20 protein-coding genes are annotated in these 19,441 nt (G+C 70.5%); 10 read left to right on the plus strand and 10 right to left on the minus strand.

The features are described 5' to 3' along the window. Window positions 1-113: 113 nt before the first annotated feature. Window positions 114-1,559, plus strand: coding sequence for an ATP-dependent RNA helicase DbpA (gene dbpA / locus LG388_RS06675; RefSeq protein WP_225782086.1), 1,446 nt, complete (start codon window positions 114-116; stop codon window positions 1,557-1,559). Window positions 1,560-1,726: 167 nt separating this feature from the next. After that, complete coding sequence (locus LG388_RS06680; protein ID WP_225782087.1) at window positions 1,727-2,341, plus strand: Spy/CpxP family protein refolding chaperone; 615 nt, start codon at window positions 1,727-1,729, stop codon at window positions 2,339-2,341. A 175-nt stretch (window positions 2,342-2,516) separates the two neighbouring features. Here LG388_RS06680 and LG388_RS06685 read toward each other — a convergent pair whose 3' ends face one another. Continuing rightward, window positions 2,517-2,942, minus strand: coding sequence for a serine/threonine protein kinase (locus LG388_RS06685; RefSeq protein ID WP_225782088.1), 426 nt, complete (start codon window positions 2,940-2,942; stop codon window positions 2,517-2,519). 444 nt (window positions 2,943-3,386) lie between these two features. Here LG388_RS06685 and LG388_RS06690 point away from each other — a divergent pair, with 444 nt between their 5' ends. From LG388_RS06690 to LG388_RS06700, 3 genes are all read left to right on the plus strand, one after another. Beyond that, on the plus strand, window positions 3,387-4,115 hold the full coding sequence (locus tag LG388_RS06690; protein ID WP_225782744.1) for an endonuclease/exonuclease/phosphatase family protein: 729 nt from the start codon (window positions 3,387-3,389) through the stop codon (window positions 4,113-4,115). Window positions 4,116-4,181: 66 nt separating this feature from the next. Then, window positions 4,182-5,462: a cardiolipin synthase ClsB gene (gene clsB, locus LG388_RS06695; RefSeq protein WP_225782089.1), complete on the plus strand. Its 1,281-nt coding sequence runs from the start codon at window positions 4,182-4,184 to the stop codon at window positions 5,460-5,462. A 31-nt stretch (window positions 5,463-5,493) separates the two neighbouring features. Further along, complete coding sequence (locus tag LG388_RS06700; RefSeq protein ID WP_225782090.1) at window positions 5,494-6,678, plus strand: YbhN family protein; 1,185 nt, start codon at window positions 5,494-5,496, stop codon at window positions 6,676-6,678. Between the two features lie 15 nt (window positions 6,679-6,693). Here the strand turns inward: LG388_RS06700 and LG388_RS06705 are convergent, their stop codons facing one another. Both LG388_RS06705 and LG388_RS06710 read right to left on the minus strand, forming a co-directional pair. Continuing rightward, a complete protein-coding gene (locus LG388_RS06705; protein WP_225782091.1) occupies window positions 6,694-7,875 on the minus strand; it encodes a metallophosphoesterase in 1,182 nt (393 codons plus the stop codon). Between the two features lie 277 nt (window positions 7,876-8,152). After that, window positions 8,153-8,644, minus strand: a complete 492-nt coding sequence (locus LG388_RS06710; RefSeq protein WP_225782092.1) for a hypothetical protein — start codon at window positions 8,642-8,644, stop codon at window positions 8,153-8,155. Window positions 8,645-9,086: 442 nt separating this feature from the next. Here LG388_RS06710 and LG388_RS06715 point away from each other — a divergent pair, with 442 nt between their 5' ends. Next, on the plus strand, window positions 9,087-9,395 hold the full coding sequence (locus tag LG388_RS06715; protein ID WP_225782093.1) for a hypothetical protein: 309 nt from the start codon (window positions 9,087-9,089) through the stop codon (window positions 9,393-9,395). 128 nt (window positions 9,396-9,523) lie between these two features. Next, on the plus strand, window positions 9,524-9,940 hold the full coding sequence (locus tag LG388_RS06720; protein ID WP_225782094.1) for a hypothetical protein: 417 nt from the start codon (window positions 9,524-9,526) through the stop codon (window positions 9,938-9,940). Here LG388_RS06720 and LG388_RS06725 read toward each other — a convergent pair. Beyond that, on the minus strand, window positions 9,897-10,850 hold the full coding sequence (locus tag LG388_RS06725) for a YihY/virulence factor BrkB family protein (RefSeq protein WP_225782095.1): 954 nt from the start codon (window positions 10,848-10,850) through the stop codon (window positions 9,897-9,899). The two genes, LG388_RS06720 and LG388_RS06725, sit on opposite strands and share 44 nt — an antisense overlap. 82 nt (window positions 10,851-10,932) lie before the next feature. Next, window positions 10,933-11,175: a DUF3606 domain-containing protein gene (locus LG388_RS06730; RefSeq protein WP_225782096.1), complete on the minus strand. Its 243-nt coding sequence runs from the start codon at window positions 11,173-11,175 to the stop codon at window positions 10,933-10,935. A gap of 174 nt (window positions 11,176-11,349) precedes the next feature. Between LG388_RS06730 and LG388_RS06735 the strand changes: the two genes are divergently transcribed. Then, the gene (locus LG388_RS06735; RefSeq protein WP_225782097.1) at window positions 11,350-11,829 is read left to right on the plus strand and encodes a peptidylprolyl isomerase; all 480 of its coding nucleotides are present in this window, start codon (window positions 11,350-11,352) and stop codon (window positions 11,827-11,829) included. A 55-nt stretch (window positions 11,830-11,884) separates the two neighbouring features. Here the strand turns inward: LG388_RS06735 and LG388_RS06740 are convergent, their stop codons facing one another. Continuing rightward, complete coding sequence (locus tag LG388_RS06740; RefSeq protein WP_225782098.1) at window positions 11,885-12,265, minus strand: response regulator; 381 nt, start codon at window positions 12,263-12,265, stop codon at window positions 11,885-11,887. Window positions 12,266-12,597: 332 nt separating this feature from the next. Here LG388_RS06740 and LG388_RS06745 point away from each other — a divergent pair, with 332 nt between their 5' ends. After that, window positions 12,598-13,680 carry a pirin family protein gene (locus LG388_RS06745; protein ID WP_225782099.1) on the plus strand — a complete coding sequence of 361 codons (1,083 nt, stop codon included), beginning with the start codon at window positions 12,598-12,600 and terminating at the stop codon, window positions 13,678-13,680. Window positions 13,681-13,699: 19 nt separating this feature from the next. Here the strand turns inward: LG388_RS06745 and LG388_RS06750 are convergent, their stop codons facing one another. The 4 genes from LG388_RS06750 to tkt all read right to left on the minus strand — a co-directional run bounded on the left by LG388_RS06750 (window position 13,700) and on the right by tkt (window position 18,490). Beyond that, a complete protein-coding gene (locus tag LG388_RS06750; RefSeq protein ID WP_225782100.1) occupies window positions 13,700-14,566 on the minus strand; it encodes a hypothetical protein in 867 nt (288 codons plus the stop codon). Window positions 14,567-14,698: 132 nt separating this feature from the next. Further along, window positions 14,699-15,094, minus strand: a complete 396-nt coding sequence (locus LG388_RS06755) for a response regulator (RefSeq protein WP_225782745.1) — start codon at window positions 15,092-15,094, stop codon at window positions 14,699-14,701. 304 nt (window positions 15,095-15,398) lie between these two features. Next, window positions 15,399-16,397 carry a type I glyceraldehyde-3-phosphate dehydrogenase gene (gene gap, locus LG388_RS06760; protein ID WP_225782101.1) on the minus strand — a complete coding sequence of 333 codons (999 nt, stop codon included), beginning with the start codon at window positions 16,395-16,397 and terminating at the stop codon, window positions 15,399-15,401. A gap of 65 nt (window positions 16,398-16,462) precedes the next feature. Further along, window positions 16,463-18,490 (minus strand): transketolase, encoded by a 2,028-nt coding sequence (tkt, locus tag LG388_RS06765; RefSeq protein WP_225782102.1) that lies wholly within the window; start codon window positions 18,488-18,490, stop codon window positions 16,463-16,465. Window positions 18,491-18,666: 176 nt separating this feature from the next. On the opposite strand from tkt, the gene LG388_RS06770 reads away from it, so the two are divergent. Then, window positions 18,667-19,407, plus strand: a complete 741-nt coding sequence (locus LG388_RS06770) for a nucleotidyltransferase family protein (RefSeq protein WP_225782103.1) — start codon at window positions 18,667-18,669, stop codon at window positions 19,405-19,407. Window positions 19,408-19,441 lie beyond the last annotated feature (34 nt).

The following is a 19,441-nucleotide window of genomic DNA, read 5'->3' on the forward strand; positions in this document are numbered from 1 at the left end:
ATAGATGCGTCGTGTTGTGCGTGTCTTGATGAGTCGCTGCGTCGGCTAGCGTTTTGAGGCAGTCTAAGCGCGCCTATACGACTGTCACTTGTTCCGAATGCCATTCGCGACTGGTGCAGCCCAGCCCGCGACAATCCCCCCATGGCCCCCTCCCCACCGACTTCAGCGCCCTGCCCCTGCCCCCCCACGTGCTGGCCAACCTCACCCAGCTCGGCTACACGCAGATGACGCCCATTCAGGCGGCCAGCCTGCCGGTGGCGCTGCTGGGCAAAGACCTGATCGCGCAGGCCAAGACCGGCAGCGGCAAGACCGCCGCTTTTGGCATTGCGCTGCTGGCCAACCTCAATGCCCGGCGCTTTGCGGTGCAGTCGGTGGTGCTGTGCCCCACGCGCGAGCTGGCCGATCAGGTGGCGACGGAGATCCGTCGCCTGGCGCGCGCGGAAGAGAACATCAAGGTGGTGGTGCTGTGTGGCGGCGTGCCGCTGCGCAACCAGACGGCCAGCCTGGAGAACGGCGCCCACATCGTGGTCGGCACGCCTGGGCGCATCATGGACCATCTGGCGCGCGGCAACCTGAGCCTGGAGGCCCTGAACACGCTGGTGCTCGACGAGGCGGACCGCATGCTCGACATGGGCTTCTTCGACGACATCTGCGTGGTCGCCAAGCAATGCCCCAAGGAACGCCAGACGCTGCTGTTCTCGGCCACGTATCCCGAAGGCATCGAAAAACTCAGCCACCAGTTCATGAAGGCGCCGCAGACCATCACGGTGCAGGCCCAGCATGAAAAGACCAAGATCCAGCAGCGCTGGTACGAAGTGCCCGGCAGCCCGGGGGACGAAGCCCGCCTGGCGGCCGTCGCCGATGTGCTGCGGCACTACCGCCCGGCCAGCACGCTGGCCTTCTGCAACACCAAGGCGCAGTGCCGCGCGCTGGTGGCCTATCTGAAGGAGCAGGGCTTCAGCGCGCTGGCCCTGTTCGGTGAGCTGGAGCAGCGCGAGCGCGACCAGGTGCTGGTGCAGTTTGCCAACCGCAGCTGTTCGGTGCTGGTGGCGACCGATGTGGCCGCACGCGGGCTGGACATCGCCCAGCTGGCGATGGTCATCAACGTGGATGTCACGCCCGATCCGGAGGTCCACATCCACCGCATCGGCCGCACCGGCCGTGCCGACGAGGAAGGCTGGGCCATCAGTCTGGCCAGCATGGACGAGATGGGCAACGTCGGCAAGATCGAGCAGTTGCAGAAGTCCGAATCCGAATGGCACCCGCTGGCCGAACTGACCCCAGCCAGCCAGGCGCCGCTGCTGCCGCCCATGGTGACCTTGCAGATCGTGGGCGGGCGCAAGGAAAAGATCCGCGCGGGCGATGTGCTGGGTGCGTTGACGGGCGACGCGGGCGGTGTGGCGCCGTTCACGCGCGAACAGGTGGGCAAGATCAACGTCAACGAGTTCTCGACCTACGTGGCCGTCGAGCGCACGCTGGCCCGCCAGGCGCAGCAGAAGCTGACCAAGGGCGGCGTGAAGGGCAAGAGTGTGAAGGTCCGCATCATGGACGAGGCGTGAAGAAGGCACCGCGAGGCGCACCTTCCGACGCACGACGCCATCGATCTTCTTTACCTTCGGCCCCAACTTCTTGACCCGGCCGCCACGGCGGGTTGACGCCTGCGGCTCACACTTCATTCACCCGCTGAACTTTCGGTCAGCGGTTTGAAATGCAAAGGAAGCCAAGCATGATCTCTCTTCGCCAACGTGTTCTGTGGGCCAGCCTGATGGCGTCGGCCGCATTCGCCGCCTCGGCGCAGCAACCGGCACCGGTGGGCGCGGCACCCGTGCAGGCTCAGATGGCGCCTTCGGGCCCCGCCCCGCAGGAAGCGGCGCAGGCCAAGGCCGACAAGCCCGGCCATCGTGGCGAGCACAAGAAGCTGGACCCGGCCGAGCGCTTCGAGCGCATGCACAAGCGCATGGTCGAGCGCCAGGCGCAGCTCAAGGACAAGCTCAAGCTCAACGCTTCGCAGGAAGCGGCCTGGGCGCAGTACACGGGCGCGCTCCAGCCCCCTGTTCCGCCCGCCACCGGCCAGTCGCGTCTGTCGCGTGCAGATTTCGCCAAGCTCAGCACGCCCGAGCGCCTGGACCGCATGCAGGCCCGCCAGGCCGAGCGGCAGGCACGCTTCGCCCAGCGCGCGCAGGCCACCAAGCAGTTCTACGCGCAGCTGACGCCGGAGCAGCAGAAGACCTTCGACGCCGAGACCCTCCAGCGTCACGGTCCGCGCCACGGCCATGGCCCGCACCACCCGCACCACCGTGGGCATGACGGCCATGCCCCGGCGGCGCCGGCCAAGAGCTGACCGGCGCCCCGCCCCGTGGCCCGCTGCTGCTGCAGCGGCGCGGGCGGCTGGCCCAGCCGAGCCTCGTGCTCCATGAAAAGAATCCCCGCCCGGGCAGCCCGGCGGGGCTTCTTCCTTTTTCCATGAGGCGCGGGCCGGGTGCGCAAGGCCGGGCCGCTCGCCTGTCGCGCGCCGCTTACTTCGGCGTGCCGGTGCTCGTCGTGGGGTTGGTCGGCACGTCGGGGCGCTCGCCCTTGTCGCCGAAGGGGCGCGCCTGATGCAGCGCGCCCTGGCGCACTTCCTCGCGCGTGCGCTGGCCGGTGGGCGGCGTGGTGTTGGGCTGGCCCATGTACTTGGTGCTGGCCTCGCCCGACGCCGGGGCGTTGGTGGTGTTCTGGTGGCGGTTGTTCATGGCGGCTTCGCTGCGCACGGCGCTGCGGTCGGCCGGCATGCCCACGCCGGGGCGCTGGGTGGGGTTGGGCTCGCCCGCGGGCGTCTGCGTGCTCGCCTCGCCCGAGCGGGTGACGGGCACCGAGGGCTGTGCGTGGGCGACGGCGGCAGCGGCCAGCAGGCCGGCGGCGGCAAGGCTCAGCAAGGGGCGGCGAAGGCGGAGGTGCGTCATGAGAATGGCTCCTGAAGGGGGGTGTGAAGAACGGGGCGTCCATGGGCAAAGACGCAGTGCGCGTGGCTCTTCGCAGAAGGTGGCCCTGAACAGGTTGCAGGTTCGGGCCGGCCGCGGCGCGCTGGGACTCTGACCTTTTCAAGCTAGTGACACGTCCGGGCCGCATTTGTCGGGGCCGGCAAGGCCCCGGTGTAGGAACCGGCTGCGCGCGCGTGCGGGCCGGTGCGCGCCGGAAGTTCGCCGTGGCCGATTTCTCGCGCCTTCCTACAGGGGCGCCCGGGCGCCGCTTCGTACAAATGGCACGTGTCCTATCTCACCGATCCCGCGCCGACGACGCCCCCGCATGCCACGCCTGGTGCGGCCCCTGCCGGCCCCGCCGTGCAGGCGGCTGCCCCTGCAGGCGGCCCGGCGGCCGAGCCCCTGCCCCCGTCGTCGCTCAAGGTGATGACGGTCAACACGCACAAGGGCTTCACGGCGCTCAACCGCCGCTTCATCCTGCCCGAGCTGCGCGAAGCCGTGCGCACGGTGGGCGCCGACGTGGTGTTCCTGCAGGAAGTGCTGGGCACGCATTCGCGCCACCAGAAAAAGGTCGACAACTGGCCCGAGGCGCCGCACTACGAATTCCTGGCCGACACGATGTGGCCGCAGTTCGCCTATGGCCGCAACGCGGTGTATCCGCGCGGTCATCACGGCAATGCGCTGCTGTCCAAGTTCCCCATCGTGCATCACCGCAACCACGACGTGTCCATCGCGGGGCCCGAAAAGCGCGGGCTGCTGCATTGCGTGCTGCGCATCCCGGGCCGCGCGCAGGAAGTGCATGCCATCTGCGCGCACCTGGGCCTGGCCGAATCGCACCGCCAGCAGCAGCTGGAGCTGCTGTGCCACATCGTGCGCGACGAAGTGCCGGCCGACGCGCCGCTGGTGGTGGCGGGCGACTTCAACGACTGGCGCAACCGCGCGCACCAGCTGCTGGAAGAGCGCGCCGGGCTGCACGAGGTGTTCCGCACCGCGCGCGGCGCGGCGGCGCGCACCTTCCCGTCGCGCCTGCCGCTGCTGCCGCTGGACCGCATCTACGTGCGCAATGCGCAGGCCCATGCGCCGGTGGTGCTGCCGCGCCAGCCCTGGTCGCACCTGTCCGACCACGCACCGCTGGTGGCGGAGATTTCGCTGTGAGCCCGGGCGCGCGGCCGCGATGGCGACGCCCCCGGCATCGACGATGACGACGAACCAGGAACGCTCATGAGCAAGCGCCAATGGCATGCAGGCAACCGCGTGCGCCTGCTGGAGAACGGAGAAGCCTTCTTCCCGCGCGTGTTCGAGGCCATCCGCGCCGCCGAGCGCGAAGTGCTGATCGAGACCTTCATCCTCTTCGAGGACAAGGTGGGGCTGCAACTGCATGCCGCCGTGTGCGAAGCCGCGCGCCGCGGCGTGCGCGTGGACCTGATGGTGGACGGCTTCGGCTCGCCCGACCTGTCGGCCCGCTTCATCGATTCGATGCGCGAGGCCGGCGTGCACCTGCGCGTGTTCGACCCGGGCCGGCGCGTGCTGGGCCAGCGCCTGAACGTGTTCCGCCGCATGCACCGCAAGATCGTGGTCGTCGACGGCCGGCTGGCCTTCGTGGGCGGCATCAACTATTCGGCCGACCACCTGATGGATTTTGGCCCCGAGGCCAAGCAGGACTACGCGGTGGAGATCACCGGGCCGGTGGTCGACGAGATCCACCGCTTCATGCTGCATGCCGTGGCGCTGGGCGGCAAGGGGCACCGCTGGTTCCGCCGCCGGCTGAAGGTGACGGCCGACGTGCGCAACGAGCCCACGGGCGAGGCCGAGATGATGTTCGTGGTGCGCGACAACCGCCGCCACACCGACGACATCGAGCGCCACTACCTGGCGGCCATCCGCACGGCGCGCGAGCGCATCGTGATCGCCAATGCCTACTTCTTCCCGGGCTACCGCCTCATCAAGGAACTGCGGCGTGCCGCGCGCCGGGGGGTGGACGTGCGCCTCATCCTGCAGGGCGAGCCCGACATGCCGATCGTGAAGACGGCGGCCAGCATGCTGTACCACCACCTGCTGCATGCCGGCGTGCGCATCTACGAATATTGCGAGCGCCCGCTGCACGGCAAGGTGGCGCTCACCGACGGGCTGTGGAGCACGGTGGGCTCGAGCAACCTCGATCCGCTGTCGCTGTCGCTGAACCTCGAGGCCAACGTGCTGATCCGCGACCCCGCCTTCAACGCGCAGCTGTACGAACGGCTGGAGCACCTGATGCGCGAGGCCTGCAAGCAGGTGCAGCCGGACGACCTGCAGGAATGGAGCGGCTGGCGCCTGGTGCGCAGCTTCTTCGTCTTCCACTTCATGCGCTGGTTCCCGGCGTGGGCGCGCTGGCTGCCCCGGCATGCCCCGCGCCTGGTGCCGGCCCATGCCACCGACCTGGCCGAGGCTGCCGCGAGCCCAGCCAATCAGGCCAGCCAGGGCCAGACGCCCGTCAACCGCGCGCCGCAGACCGATTGCGCCTGAGCGCTCGCCTCATGCGACCCGGAGCCCGCCCATGACCGCCAGCGCATCGCGCGGCAACGACGGGCGGGTGCGCGAATTCGGCCTGGCGCCCCTGCCTGCGGGCCAACGGCGGGGCGAAGCTCCGCACGGCGAAGGCCCGGGCGGGCCGCCCATCGCATGGCGCGGGCCGCCGTCCGGCCCGCAGCCCGGCGGTGAAGGCGCGAGCGCGCCACCGGCGCATCGCCCGCTGCGCACGCGCCCGTGGTGGCCGTGGGCCAGGCGCGGCGCGGTGCTCGTCTTCCTGCTTCTGGTGGCCGTGCTGCTGGTGCAGCAGGCGCGCGCCGTGGAATGGGCCGAAGTGTTCACCGCCATGCGCGCCTACCCCTGGGCCGTGCTCGCGGCGGCGGCGGCGCTGGCGGCGCTGAGCCACGGGATCTATGCCACCTTCGACCTGATCGGGCGGCACTACACCGGCCACCGGCTGCCTGCGGCCACGGTCATGGCCATCACCTTCGTGAGCTATGCCTTCAACCTCAACATGGGCACGATCGTGGGCGCGGTGGGCATGCGCGCGCGGCTCTACACGCGGCTGGGGCTCAAGGCGGCCACGGTCACGCGCATCGTGGGCACCAGCATGCTGACCAACTGGCTGGGCTATTGCCTGCTGGCCGGGCTGGCCTTCGCGGCGTGGCCCCCCGTCCTGCCCGAAGGCTGGCACCTGGGCGGCCTGGCGCTGCGTGCGGTGGGCGCGGGCATGGTCGGGCTGGTGCTGGCCTATGGGGCGATGTGCGCCTTTTCCACGCGCCGCGAATTCCATGTGCGCGGCCACGCGATCGACCTGCCGGGCTGGCGCGTGGCGCTGCTGCAGCTGCTCCTGTCGTGCAGCAATTGGGCCGTGATGGGCGCGGCGATGTTCGTGCTGCTGCAAGGGCAGGTGCCGTACCCGCTGGCGCTCGGCGTGCTGCTGATCGGCGCTGTGGCGGGCCTGCTGTCGCGCGTGCCCGCGGGCCTGGGCGTGCTGGAATCGGTGGTGGTGGCGCTGCTGATGGGCACGCAAGGCTCGCCCTCGCGCAACGCCCTGCTCGCCGCCGTGCTGTGCTACCGCGCCGTGTACTACTGGATCCCGCTGGGCGTGGCGGCCGTGCTGTACCTGGGCATGGAAGCCAATGCGCGCAAGCTGCGCGCGGGGGCTGCGGCGCAGGCGCCTGCGGCCGACGCGCGTGGCCGGAGGCCTTGAGGCTTCCCAGGCCGATCAGCCCTGGCCCGTCAAGGTGATGAGCGCGATTTCCGACGGCGCGCCGAAGCGCTTGGGCGGGCCCCAGTAGCCCGTGCCGCGGCTGATGTAGACCCACATCTGCTGCACCCGGTGCAGGCCGGCCGTGAAGGGCTGCTGCAGCGGCACGAACAGGTTCCACGGAAAGAACTGGCCCCCGTGCGTGTGGCCCGACAGCTGCAGCGTGAAGTCGGCCTCGGCCGCGGCGGGCGCGGTGCGCGGCTGGTGCGCCAGCAGCACGCGCGTGCGCACCAGGGGCGGCGCGTCCTGCAGCGCGCGCTGTGGGTCGCTGGCATGGCTGGCGATGAAATGGCCGGCGGTGTAGTCGGTCACGCCGGCCACCACCAGCGCGCTTTCCAGCACCTCCTCATCCGTCTGCGCGCCGTGCACGTTGCGCGTCTGCAGCACCACGTGTTCGTTGAGCAGCACGCGCAGGCCCAGGCGGCGCAACTCGTCGATCCACGGCTGCGCGCCGGCGTAGTACTCATGGTTGCCCGTCACCACGAAGGTGCCATGCCGCGCGCGCAGCTGGCCCAGCGGCGCGATGTGCTCGCGCAGTTCGGCCACCGGCCCGTCCACCAGGTCGCCGGTGATGGCCACCATGTCGGGGTCGAGCGCATTCACGCGGTCGACGATGCGCTGGATGTAGCCGCGGCCGATGGTGTGGCCGACGTGGATGTCCGACAGCTGCGCGATGGTGAAGCCGTGCAGCTGCTGCGGCAGGTGCGCGATCGGCACTTCGACGCGGCGCACGGGCGCCGTGCGCCGGGCATTGAAGTAGCCGGCCGCGCTCACGCCCGTGGCCAGGCCCACCACGGCCAGCGCGCTGCCCACCTGCCAGCGCGGCAGGTTCCAGTCGTGCAGGCCCAGCCACTGCGCCGCCGTGCCGAGCAACAGCCCCGCGTCGCGCGCCAGCGTGAGCAGCAGCAGCGACGAGAACCAGCCCATCGCGAGCAGGCCGACCCATTGCGCACGGCGGCCCAGCGCGCCGCGCAGCCAGGGCCGTTGCAGGAAAGGCAGCGGCATGGTGGCGGCCGACACCGCCAGCACGGCCGGCAGCAGCGCCCAGGCGGCGCCAGTCTGCATCAGGGCCGGCGTGAGCCGCAGCGCGATGTAGACGTGAAGCAGCGTCGTGAGGACGGTGAGCGGAGCGAGTGGCATGGGGGCGCGAATTATGCTGCGCCGCAGCATACGCGGAAGTGGGCGGGCGCGTGTCGCGCAGGGGAAACAATGCGCGCGAAAGGTCACTTCGGCAACGCTACATCATCGAGAGCGCGGCGCGCCGACCCTGCGCGCAATGGGCTTGGGCCGCGTCAGGATTCCGGGGGGCCGAACCGCCGCGCCTGCCTGGGTGGGGAACGCCCATCAGCGAGGCGGCGCCCCGCAAGGAAAAAACCGCCGGGGCCCGGCGGTTCGCTGCGAAAGCGGTAAGGCTTCGTCAGCGTGCGCCCTGGGCCAGTGTCTGCCGCGGCAGGGTGGCCGAGGCGATGTCGAAGTTGGAGGGCCACAGGAACAGCGTGCGGCCGGGCTGGCCCAGGCGCACCACCAGTTCCTGCGTGAGCGTGAGCGAACCCAGCGTGGCCTGCACTTCATAGGTGCCCGGCGCCAGGCGCGCCACCATCAGCGGCCCGTCGGCCTGGGCCTGCAGCACATGCTCGCCGTTGTACTTGTTGCGCATGCTGACCTGCACCGGCGCGTCGAAGCGGCCGCGCGGCGCGCCGTTGACGGCGAATTCCACCGTGGCGCCCCAGCGCGGCGACACGCGCTCCATGAACGCCAGTTCGGCGGCGCTGCGCTGGCCGCCGCACATGAACTCCACCCCCTGGGGAGCCATCTGGATCGGCGGGTTGGCAAAAGCCTGCGCCGAAAGGCTGGCACCCATCAGCAGGGCGGCGGTGCCCAGGGCCAGAAAGGGGCGAAGGGAGAACATCGACGGTGTCATGGCAAGCGAAGGTCCGGAAGATGGGAGGTCAGCCTGGGCCGGTCTGGCGCCCGGCCGCCGATTCTGCGTAGCAAGAATGGGGCGCGAATCGGCGTTTACGCGGGGGCTGCTATTGCATCGGGAGCGTCGCAGCGAGTCCCCTTCAAATGCAACGAAGTATTGCGAGGATCGAAAATCGCCGATCCAAGGGGCCGTGCGGCGCCTTGCACCTGACTGATTTGGTCGGACTTTGCGGGCGCCAGGAGGCACGGCGCCCCTCCCCGGGGCGCGCCCGGGCGGCCAACGTGCGGTGCGGACCTACGGCCCGCCGCGCCCCTGGCGCGGGGGCAGCGCGCTGGCAGTCGGCAAGAATGCGGCTTCGTTCAACCGCGGGCGCCGGCCTGGCGCCGGCCCCGCACGCACCCCGCACCCCTCACGTCGTCGAATGCCCATGAACACCCCTTTGTCTTCCGCCATCCATGAAGACGCCGCCGATACCGGCCTCCCGCGCCAGCCGTGGTGGCAGGCGCTGCGCGAGGCCGACGCGCGCCGCCCCGATCTGCCGGGCGAGCATGTGGTCGTGCTGGGCCTGGGCCTGTGGATGCTGGCCTCGGCCGGCCGCAGCCGCTCCGTGGGCGGCCGCCTGCTCAAGGCCGCCATCGGCGGCGCCCTGGTCGGCCGCGCCGCCAGCGGCACCGGCGGCCTCACGCGGCTGATGGACCAGGGCGCACGCCTGGCCGAGCGCTACCTGCCGCGCTGAGCTTTTTCCTCGGCGGCCGCTGTCCCGCAAGCGGCGGGGGCCGTCAAGGCCCATGGCATCCATGCCTTTTGGTCCCGGGCCGGCGAGGCATATGTCACCATGTCCTTCCGCCCTGCCCGTTTGCCGCCATGTCCCCCGGAGTCCTTTTCACTGTCCTGTCCAACATCCCCTGGGGCCAGGTGATCGACAACGCGCCCAAGGTGGCCGAAGGCGCGACGCGGTTGTGGAACACGGTGGGCGCGCGGCGCAGGAAGCCGGCGGCCGCAGCGGCGCCGGACGAGTCGCCGGGCGACGGCGCCGCCGTGACGCACACGCCCGCCGAGGCGCTGCAAAGGAAGGTCGAGGCGCTGGAGGCGGAAGTGCGCCAGCTGTCGGAGCAGATGCAGGCATCCAGCGAACTGATCAAGGCGCTGGCGGACCAGAACACGCTGCTGGTGCAGCGCATCGAGCTGCATCGCCGACGGATGCGACAGCTGGCCGCAGGCGGACTGGCGGTGGCCGCTACTCTGACGGCGGCTGGGCTCTACGTGCTGCTGCGCGCCTGAGCAGCGCCTGGTTCCATTCCATCGCCGCGTCCGGCAGCGCCGCCGGCGCGGCACCAGGCGCGGGCCTTTTGGAGCCGTGTTCCTGCGCATAGACCTTCGTGAATTCCGCGCCGAGCAGGAAGATCTGCGCCGCGTAGTACACCCACGCCAGCACGGCCACCAGCGAGCCGGCGGCGGCGAAGGTCTCGGTCATGCCGCTGCGGCCCAGGTAGAGCGCAATGGCCGTCTTGCCGACCTGGAACAGCAGCGAGGTGACGGCCGCCCCCACCCACACGTCGCGCCAGGCGATGTGCGTGGAAGGCATGAACTTGTAGATCATCGCGAACAGCAGCGTCATGGTCGCGAAGGCGATGACGAGGTTCAGCGCCTGCAGCATGAGCTCCCAGCCCGGCAGCAGCGCGCCGACCCAGCTGCCCAGCGCGGCCAGCAGGGCGCTCACGACGAGCGACACCATCATCAGGAAGGCCAGGCCCAGGATGAGGCCGAAGGACAGCAGGCGGGCCCACAGCGTGGCCAGCGCGCCGCCGCGCTTCTGGTCGCGCGGCACATGCCAGATGCGGTCCAGCGCGCTCTGCAGTTCGGCGAAGACCGTGGTCGCGCCCACCACCAGCACGCCGACGCCGATGGCGCCTGCGACGAAGCCCTTGTCGGGCCGGCTGGCATTGGCGACCAGGGCCTGCACGGCGCCTGCGGCGTCGGCGCCCATCAGGCCGGCCAGCTGTTGCGCGATCTCGCCGCGCACCGCTTCCTCGCCGAAGAGGTAGCCCGCCACGGCGATCACGATCATCAGCAGCGGCGCGATGGAGAACATCGTGTAGTAGCTGATGGCCGCGCCCATGCTGGGGGCGTAGTCGTCGCTCCAGGCCTGGACGGCCTTCTTGCAGAGTTGGAAGAGTTCCTGGGGGCGCATGCGTCGGTGAGGGAAAGCGTTGCCAAGGGCGCGTGGCCGGTTGCCGCTTCGCACCTTAGCGCATGCGCAGCCCCGCCGCCTGTCAGCCGTTGCCGGGCGGTGTCTCGGCCACGCGTTCCTGGTTGGTGGTGCTGCGGCTGCCCTTGAGGTGCATCTCGACGTCGGTGGCACGGTCGCCCACGGCATCGATGGCCTCGCGCAGCTGCTCTTCGCTCACGTCCAGCTTGCGGGTCCATTCGCGCTTGCCGGCTTCGGAGCGCAGGTCGATGCGGTCGGGGTCGTTGCCTTCGGGGGCCAGGACGGCGGGGTCGGGGGTGTCGCTCATGGTGCGTGCTCCTGGAGGGAATGCGGTTCGAAAGCGGTCACCGTAGGGCGCAGGCGGCGGCGCGGGTGTAGGAACAGGTGCATCCGGATCCCCGGGCGGTGTCTGCCTGCAAGGCCGGCCTCGCGCGCCGACAATGCGCGCTTCCATTCAGTTCCAGCATCAAGCATTCGCACCATGCCCATCACCAAGGATTCCGTCGTCACCCTGCGCTACAGGGTGAGCGATGCCACCACCGGCCAACTCGTGGAGGCCGGCAAGGAACCCACGGCCTACCTGCACGGGGGCTACCAGAACACGCTGCCCAGGATCGAGGAGGCGCTGGAGGGCCAGGACACGGGCTACCAGACCACGCTGACGCTGGCGCCGGCCGATGCCTTCGGCGAGCGCGACGAGGCGCTGGTGCGCACCATCCCCAAGAGCGAATTCCCGCCCGGCGTGAAGGTGGGCGGCCAACTGCGCGGCCAGCTCGACGACGGCCGGGACCATGTGTTCACCGTGGTCAAGATCAAGGGTCCGCAGGTGCTGCTGGACGGCAACCACCCCTGGGCCGGCAGGACGCTGAAGTTCCAGCTCACCGTGGCCGGCGTGCGCGCCGCCACGCCCGAAGAGATCGCCCACCGCCACGTGCATGGCGCGGGCGGGCATCACCACTGAGCGGCATCCAGGAAGGCGCGCGAATGCGCGCCGACGGGAAGCGCCAGGCGTCGCGTCAGGCCGCGCGCCAGCGCAGCCCGTTGCACCAGTCCATGAAGTCTTCCAGCTCGTTGGACTTGTCGAACACGGCGTCCGCGCCCAGGGCCCGGCAGCGCGAGCGCATGTCGTCGGTGGCGTAGTTGCTCAGCACCACCGCGCGCTGATGCGGCTGGCGCTGCAGGCAGCGGCGCAGCACGCCCAGGCCGGAGCCTTTCTGCAGGAAGAGGTCGATCACCGCGACATGCCAGGCATCCGAATGCTCGGTGAGCCAGTTCACCGCGGCGTCCTCGCTCTCGGCGTAGCCCACGGCCTCGGCGCTGGCCAGATCCTCCAGCGCGGGGATCAGGCTGTCTCGGATGGTCTTGTTGTCTTCGACAAGAAAGATGCGCAGGGTCATGATGCGAAAAAGCACGGGGCGGGCCCTGTCATGCAGAAGTGCATGCAGCATGCGGCTGCGCCGGATGCTTCGCACCGTACCCGTCGCGCCGCGCCCCTCTTGGACGCCGGCAGCCCTCCGCGGAGTCGGACGACGCCTACCGCTTTGGCCCTGGGCGGGCGGCCGTCCGGCCGAAGGCGGCCGTCTGCATCCGCCTTTCGTTGTTGCAGCCATGCGGCCAGGCTGTTGCACCCGCAGGCCTGTTGCGGCGCTGGAAAGCGGGGACACTGGCTCCATCTTCGATCCATGGCGCGGCAGGCCGGCCGCGCAGTCCTTCTGGAGCCGCTGACCCCATGTCCGCCCCCGTTTCCGCAACCACCTCCCCGATCCTCCAGGTCCATCCGCTGGGCTTTCCCTGGCCCACGATCGACCCCTTCCTCTTCTGCGCGTACCACGACGACGCCTACCCGCGCGCCAATGCGCAAATGGGCCCGGACGCGCCCGTGCAGGGCCGCCAGATCGGCGCCGACTTCAGCCGCAAGGACGGCTGGAGCCTGTACCACGGCCACCCGGTGCCCGGCTTTCCGGGCCACCCGCACCGCGGCTTCGAAACCGTGACCGTGGTGCGGCGCGGGCTGATCGACCATGCCGATTCGCTGGGCGCCGCCGCGCGCTACGGCGACGGTGACGTGCAGTGGCTCACGGCCGGCGCGGGCATCCAGCATGCCGAGATGTTCCCGCTGCTCAACCAGGAGGCCGACAACCCGCTGGAGCTGTTCCAGATCTGGCTGAACCTGCCCGCGCGCCGCAAGATGGTGACGCCGAACTTCACCATGTTCTGGGCCGACCAGGTGCCGCAGTGGCACAGCATCGATGCGCAGGGCCGCCGCACCGACGTGCGCGTGGTGGCTGGCCGGCTGGCGCCCGCCGATGGCGGCACGGGCGTCGACCAGCCGCTGGCGCCGCCGCCCGACTCCTGGGCCGCGCAGGCCGATGCGGACGTGGCGATCTGGACGCTGCGCCTGGACGCCGGCGCCGAATGGACGCTGCCGGCGGCGGCCGGCGCGGGCACGCGGCGCATGCTCTACCTGTTCCGCGGCGAGGCGCTGCAGGTGGGCGGGCAGCGCGTGCAGGGCCCGGCGGCCATCGAACTGCACGCCGGGCAGGACGTAGCCCTCACGGCCCTCGGCGGCGCGCCGGTGGAGCTGCTGCTCCTGCAGGGCCGGCCGATCGGCGAGCCGGTGGCCCAGTACGGCCCCTTCGTGATGAACACGCAGGCCGAGATCATGCAGGCCATGCAGGACTACCGCCGCACCCAGTTCGGCGGCTGGCCCTGGGCCGAGGACGCGCCCGTGCACGGGCGCGACCCGCAGCGCTTTGCGCGCCACCCCGACGGGCGCGAGGAACGGCCCGCACCGGCCCCGGCAGCCGCGTGACCCGCGGGTGCACCGCTGGCTAGCGCGCGGGCGGGCCCACCAGCCCGCGCGCGAGCCGCCAGAACAGCCACAGGAAGGCCAGCGGCAGCACGGCCGTCTGCAGCACGAAGACCGCCATCAGGCGCACGATCTGCGTCGCCCAGTCCTTGGCGGACTGCAGCAGGCCTTCGATGACGGCCGGCGTGTTCTTCACGCGGTCGGCCAGCGCCTTGAGGCGGTCGACGAAGCCTTTCTCATCGGCCGCGCCCGCCACCCCGCTGGCTTCCACCGCGGCGGGCGCGCCTTCCAGGCTCGCCATGGCGCTCTGGAACTCGCCGGCCATGACGGCGCGGTACGCGGCTTCGCTCGCGACCGCCGAGAGCGGCACGGCAAAGCGCGCCATCAGCAGCCCGATCAGCACGGGCATGAGCCAGCGCAGGCTGCTGCGGGAAGGGGGCGGTGATGCCCAGGGGCCGGCGGCGGCGGACGCCGCGGACGCTGCCGCCGGCCGCTCGCCGCGCCATCGCATCCACGCCCAGGCCAGCAGCACCGCCGTAAGCGCGGCCGACACCGCGAGGTGCCCGCCCACGCCCAGCAGCAGCAACTGCACGCCGAAGGCCACACTGGCGGCCAGCATCACGGCGGCAAAGCGGTCGATGAGCTCGGACAGCGGGCGCAGCGCCTCGCCTGGGGCCACGCCCACCACGGCATCGACCCGCACGCTCTGCACCACCGACACGGCCGCGCCCAGCGTGCGCGCGGCGGCAAAGGCGGTCAGCGAACGCTGCAGGCCGGCGCTGACCTGTTCGCGTGCATACCGGTCGACGGGGGTGAGCCAGCACGCCGCGAGCACGGCGAGGCTGAAGAGGACGATGAACGGGCGACGAAGGCGGCAGGGGCGGTCCATGGCGGGGAGCTTAGCCACGGGCGCATGGCCGCCCGGCGCAATTCCCCTGGCCCGATGCTGTGGACCCGGCAAGCCGGTGCGCGCGCGGCGCAGCGCGGTGGGTGCCGCCGGCCAGCGGCCAGTGGTCAGCGATCAGCCCAGCGGGCTCATCTGCGAAGGCCGGTCCTGCGCGCAGTATTCGAGGAAATCGTCCAGTTCATTGGACTTGTCGAACACCGCGTCGGCGCCCATCTCCAGGCAGCGGTCGCGGATGTCGGGCTGCGTGTAGTTGGTCAGCACCACCACGCGCTGGTGCGGCTGGCGGTTGGCGCAGGCATGCTTGAGCACGCCCAGCCCCGAGCCTTCGCGCAGGAACAGGTCCACCACCGCCAGGTGCCAGACCTCGCGGTGGTCCTGCAGCCATTGCACGGCCTGCGCCTCGGTTTCCGCCACGCCCACCACGGGTGCGTCGGCCAGGTCCGCCAGCGCCGGGATGAGGTTTTCGCGGATGGTGGAGTTGTCCTCCACCAGAAAGGTGATCAGCGCCATGCTCTCCTGCAGCCAGCTTCTGTCGGGCATGCAGTCTAGCGGCGCTGCGCCGCCGGCGCTCAGAGGATGCCGAACAGGTTCAGCAGGATGATCGCGCTCAGCGGAACGCCCAGCAGCCACAGCAAAAGAGAAGGCATGGTCGGATTCCTCGTCGTCGAAGTGAAACATGCCCGCGATGCTGCGGCGCCCGGGGATGCCGGCCTGACAGCCGAGGCGGCCCGCCGATGTAGGACGGCCCGGCGGATGGTGCCGCGCCCAAGCAAAAGGCGCCCGAAGGCGCCTTTCGCAGCGACGCGAGGTCCGCTTACTTGCTCACCACGCGGGCCATTTCCAGGCACTTGTTGGAGTAGCCCCACTCGTTGTCGTACCAGGACACGAGCTTGACGAAGGTGCCGTCCAGCGCGATGCCGGCTTCGGCGTCGAAGATGGACGTGCGGGCGTCGCCGCGGAAGTCGGTGGCGACGACCTTGTCTTCCGTGTAGCCCAGCACGCCCTTGAGCGCGCCTTCGGACTGCGCCTTCATCTCGGCGCAGATTTCCTTGTAGGTGGCTTCCTTGTTCAGCTCCACCGTCAGGTCCACCACCGACACGTCGGAAGTCGGCACGCGGAAGCTCATGCCCGTGAGCTTCTTGTTCAGCTCGGGGATCACCACGCCCACGGCCTTGGCGGCGCCGGTGCTCGACGGGATGATGTTTTCCAGGATGCCGCGGCCGCCGCGCCAGTCCTTGTTGGACGGGCCGTCCACGGTCTTCTGCGTGGCGGTGGCGGCGTGCACGGTGGTCATCAGGCCGCGCTTGATGCCCCACTTGTCGTTGAGCACCTTGGCCAGCGGCGCCAGGCAGTTCGTGGTGCACGAGGCGTTGGAGATGATGGCCTCGCCCTTGTACGTCTTGTCGTTCACGCCGAACACGAACATGGGCGTGTCGTCCTTGGACGGGGCCGACATGATGACCTTCTTGGCGCCCGCGTCGATGTGCTTGTGCGCCGTTTCCTTGGTGAGGAACAGGCCAGTGGATTCCAGCACCACGTCGGCGCCCACCTCGTTCCACTTGAGGTTGGCGGGGTCGCGTTCCTGCGTCAGGCGGATCTTCTTGCCGTTGACGATCAGCGTGTTGCCTTCGACCGCGATCTCGCCCTTGAAGCGGCCGTGCACCGAGTCGTACTGCAGCATGTACGCCAGGTAGTCCGGCTCCAGCAGGTCGTTGATGCCCACGACTTCGATGTCGGGGAAGTTCTGCACCGCCGAGCGCAGCACGTTGCGGCCGATGCGGCCGAAGCCGTTGATGCCCAGTTTGATCGTCATGCGAAAAATCTCCTGAAGTTGGAAAACTCTGCCAATCTCTGCCGTGCGTGCGAGGCCGCCGCGCCTCAGCGCAGCACGGCCTCGACCGTGGCGGCCACGTGCTCGGGCGTGAAGCCGAAATGCTCGAAGAGCACCGGCGCGGGGGCCGATTCGCCGTAGGTGTCGATGCCGATGGCGGCGTCGATGCCGTATTTCCACCAGCCGTCGGTCGTGCCCATTTCCACCGACACGCGCGGCAGGGCCTTGGGCAGCACGGCCTTCTTGTACTTCACGTCCTGGCGGTCGAAGGTGGTGGTGCTGGGCATGGACACCACGCGCACGGGAATCCTGCGCGCGGCCAGCAGCTCCTGCGCGCGCAGCGCCAGCTGCACTTCGGAACCGGTGGCGATGATCACGGCCTTGGGCTTCTTCTTCAGGCCCACGCGCGACGGTTCGGCCAGCACGTAGGCGCCGCGGCTGATGTCGGCCAGCTCGTCCTTGGGGGCGTAGGGCAGGTTCTGGCGCGACAGCAGCAGCGCCGTCGGCTTGTTCCTGTTGCGCAGGGCCACGGCCCAGGCCACGGCCGTTTCGGCGGTGTCGGCCGGGCGCCAGACGTCCAGGTTCGGGATCAGGCGCAGGCTGGCCGCGTGCTCGATCGATTGGTGCGTGGGGCCGTCCTCGCCCAGGCCGATGGAGTCGTGCGTGAACACGTGGACCACGCGCTGCTTCATCAGCGCCGCCATGCGGATCGCGTTGCGGCTGTAGTCGCTGAAGGTCAGGAAGGTGCCGCCGTAGGGGATGAAGCCGCCGTGCAGCGCCACGCCGTTCATGATGGCGGCCATGCCGAATTCGCGCACGCCGTAGTTGATGTGGCGCCCGCCCAGGCCGGCCTCGTTCTTCACCACGGCGCCTTCGGCGTCGAAGCGCAGGTCGGGCGTGGCGGCGGTCTTGGTCAGGTTGGAGCCGGTCAGGTCGGCGCTGCCGCCCAGCAGTTCGGGCAGCGCGGCGGTGAAGGCTTCCAGCGCGATCTGGCTGGCCTTGCGGCTGGCCACGGTCTGCGCCTGCGTGTGGGCGGCCAGCACGGCGTCGACGGCCACCTGGTCGAAGGCCTTGGGCAGCTCGCCGGCCATGCGGCGCTTGAACTCGGCGGCCAGGTCGGGGAAGGCGGCCTCGTAGGCGGCGAACTTCTCGTTCCAGGCGGCTTCCTTCTCGGCGCCGGCGGCCTTGGCGTTCCAGGCTTCGTACACCGTCTCGGGCAGCTCGAAGGGCGCGTGGGCCCAGCCGATGGCGCTGCGCGTGAGGCCGATTTCCTCGGCGCCCAGCGGCTCGCCGTGGGCCTTGGCGGTGTTGGCGCGGTTGGGGCTGCCCTTGCCGATCTGCGTCTTGCACACGATCAGCGTGGGCTTGTCGCCGCCTTGCTTCGCTTCGGCGATGGCGGCCGACACGGCGGTGGCGTCATGGCCATCGACCGGGCCGATCACGTGCCAGCCGCAGGCGCGGAAGCGCTCGGGCGTGTTGTCGATGAACCAGGGCGCGACCTTGCCGTCGATGGAGATGCCGTTGTCGTCGTACAGCGCGATCAGCTTGCCCAGCTTCCAGGCGCCGGCCAGGGCCACGGCTTCGTGGCTGATGCCTTCCATCAGGCAGCCGTCGCCCAGGAACACGTAGGTGCGGTGGTCGACGATGGTGTGGCCGTCGCGGTTGAACTCGCTGGCCAGCAGCTTTTCGGCCAGCGCGAAGCCCACGGCGTTCGTGATGCCCTGGCCCAGCGGGCCGGTGGTGGTTTCCACGCCGGGGGTGATGCCCACTTCGGGGTGGCCGGCGGTCTTGCTGTGCAGCTGGCGGAAGTTCTTCAGCTCCTGCAGCGGCAGGTCGTAGCCCGTCAGGTGCAGCACGGCATAGATCAGCATCGAGCCGTGGCCGTTGGACAGCACGAAGCGGTCGCGGTCGGCCCACTGCGGGTTGGCGGGGTTGTGCTTCAGGTGCTCGCCCCACAGGGCCACGGCCATGTCGGCCATGCCCATCGGGGCGCCGGGGTGGCCGGAGTTGGCTTGCTGAACGGCGTCCATCGCCAACGCGCGGATCGCGTTGGCCATCAGGGCTTGTGGGGCCATGGGGTGAGCTTTCGGGGGAAGGGATAGAGGGGAGAACCCGCGATTTTAGCGAGCGGGGGGTGGCCCGGCCCGTGGCGGCCTTTGCCGGGCCCGCGCAGCGGTTCTTGCGGAGCCCGCTGATAGAGTGCCGCCATGTCCCGTTTTCCCCTCTCTTTCGCTGGCCGGGAGGCCTGTCCATGAAGGCGCAGGCCATGATCCTGGCCGCCGGCCGCGGCCAGCGCATGCGGCCGCTGACCGATGCCACGCCCAAGCCCCTGCTGCCCGTGCAGGGCCAGCCGCTGATGCAGTGGCACATGCAGGCACTGGCGCGCGGCGGCTTCACGCGGCTGGTGGTCAACACGGCCTGGCTGGGCGAGCAGATCGAGGCCCGTTTCGGCGCCCATGCGCCCTGGCCCGCAGGCGGCGCGTCGGACATCGCGTATTCGCACGAGGGCCGCGACTTCGGCGACGCGCTGGAAACCGCAGGCGGCATCGTGCGCGCGCTGCCGAGCCTGGGCGAGGTGTTCTGGGCCGTGGCCGGCGACGTGCATGCGCCCGACTTCCGCTTCAGCGCGCCGGTGGTCGAGTCCTTCGCCGCCAGCGGCCTGCTGGCGCAGCTGTGGCTGGTCGTCAATCCGCCGCACCATCCGCAAGGCGACTTCGGCATCGATGCGGAAGGCCGCGCGCTCGACCTGCCGGCCGACGCGCCGGGGCCGCGCTTCACCTTCTCGGGCATCGGCCTGTACCGGGCCGAGCTGTTTGGCACGCCCTGGTGCGAGATCGCGCCCGGCAATCCCGAAGGCATCCACGCGCCGCTGGCGCCGCTGCTGCGCCGCGCGATGGGCGCGGGCCGCGTCGGCGCGCAGCTGCACACCGGCCGCTGGACCGACGTCGGCACGCCCGAGCGGCTGGCGCAGCTCAACGCCGAGGCGGCCTGAGGGCCCTTCGCCCGCCTGCAGCGCCAGGGTGGGC

It is taken from the genome of Xenophilus sp. Marseille-Q4582 (assembly GCF_916700565.1).
Classification (GTDB): domain Bacteria; phylum Pseudomonadota; class Gammaproteobacteria; order Burkholderiales; family Burkholderiaceae_C; genus Xenophilus.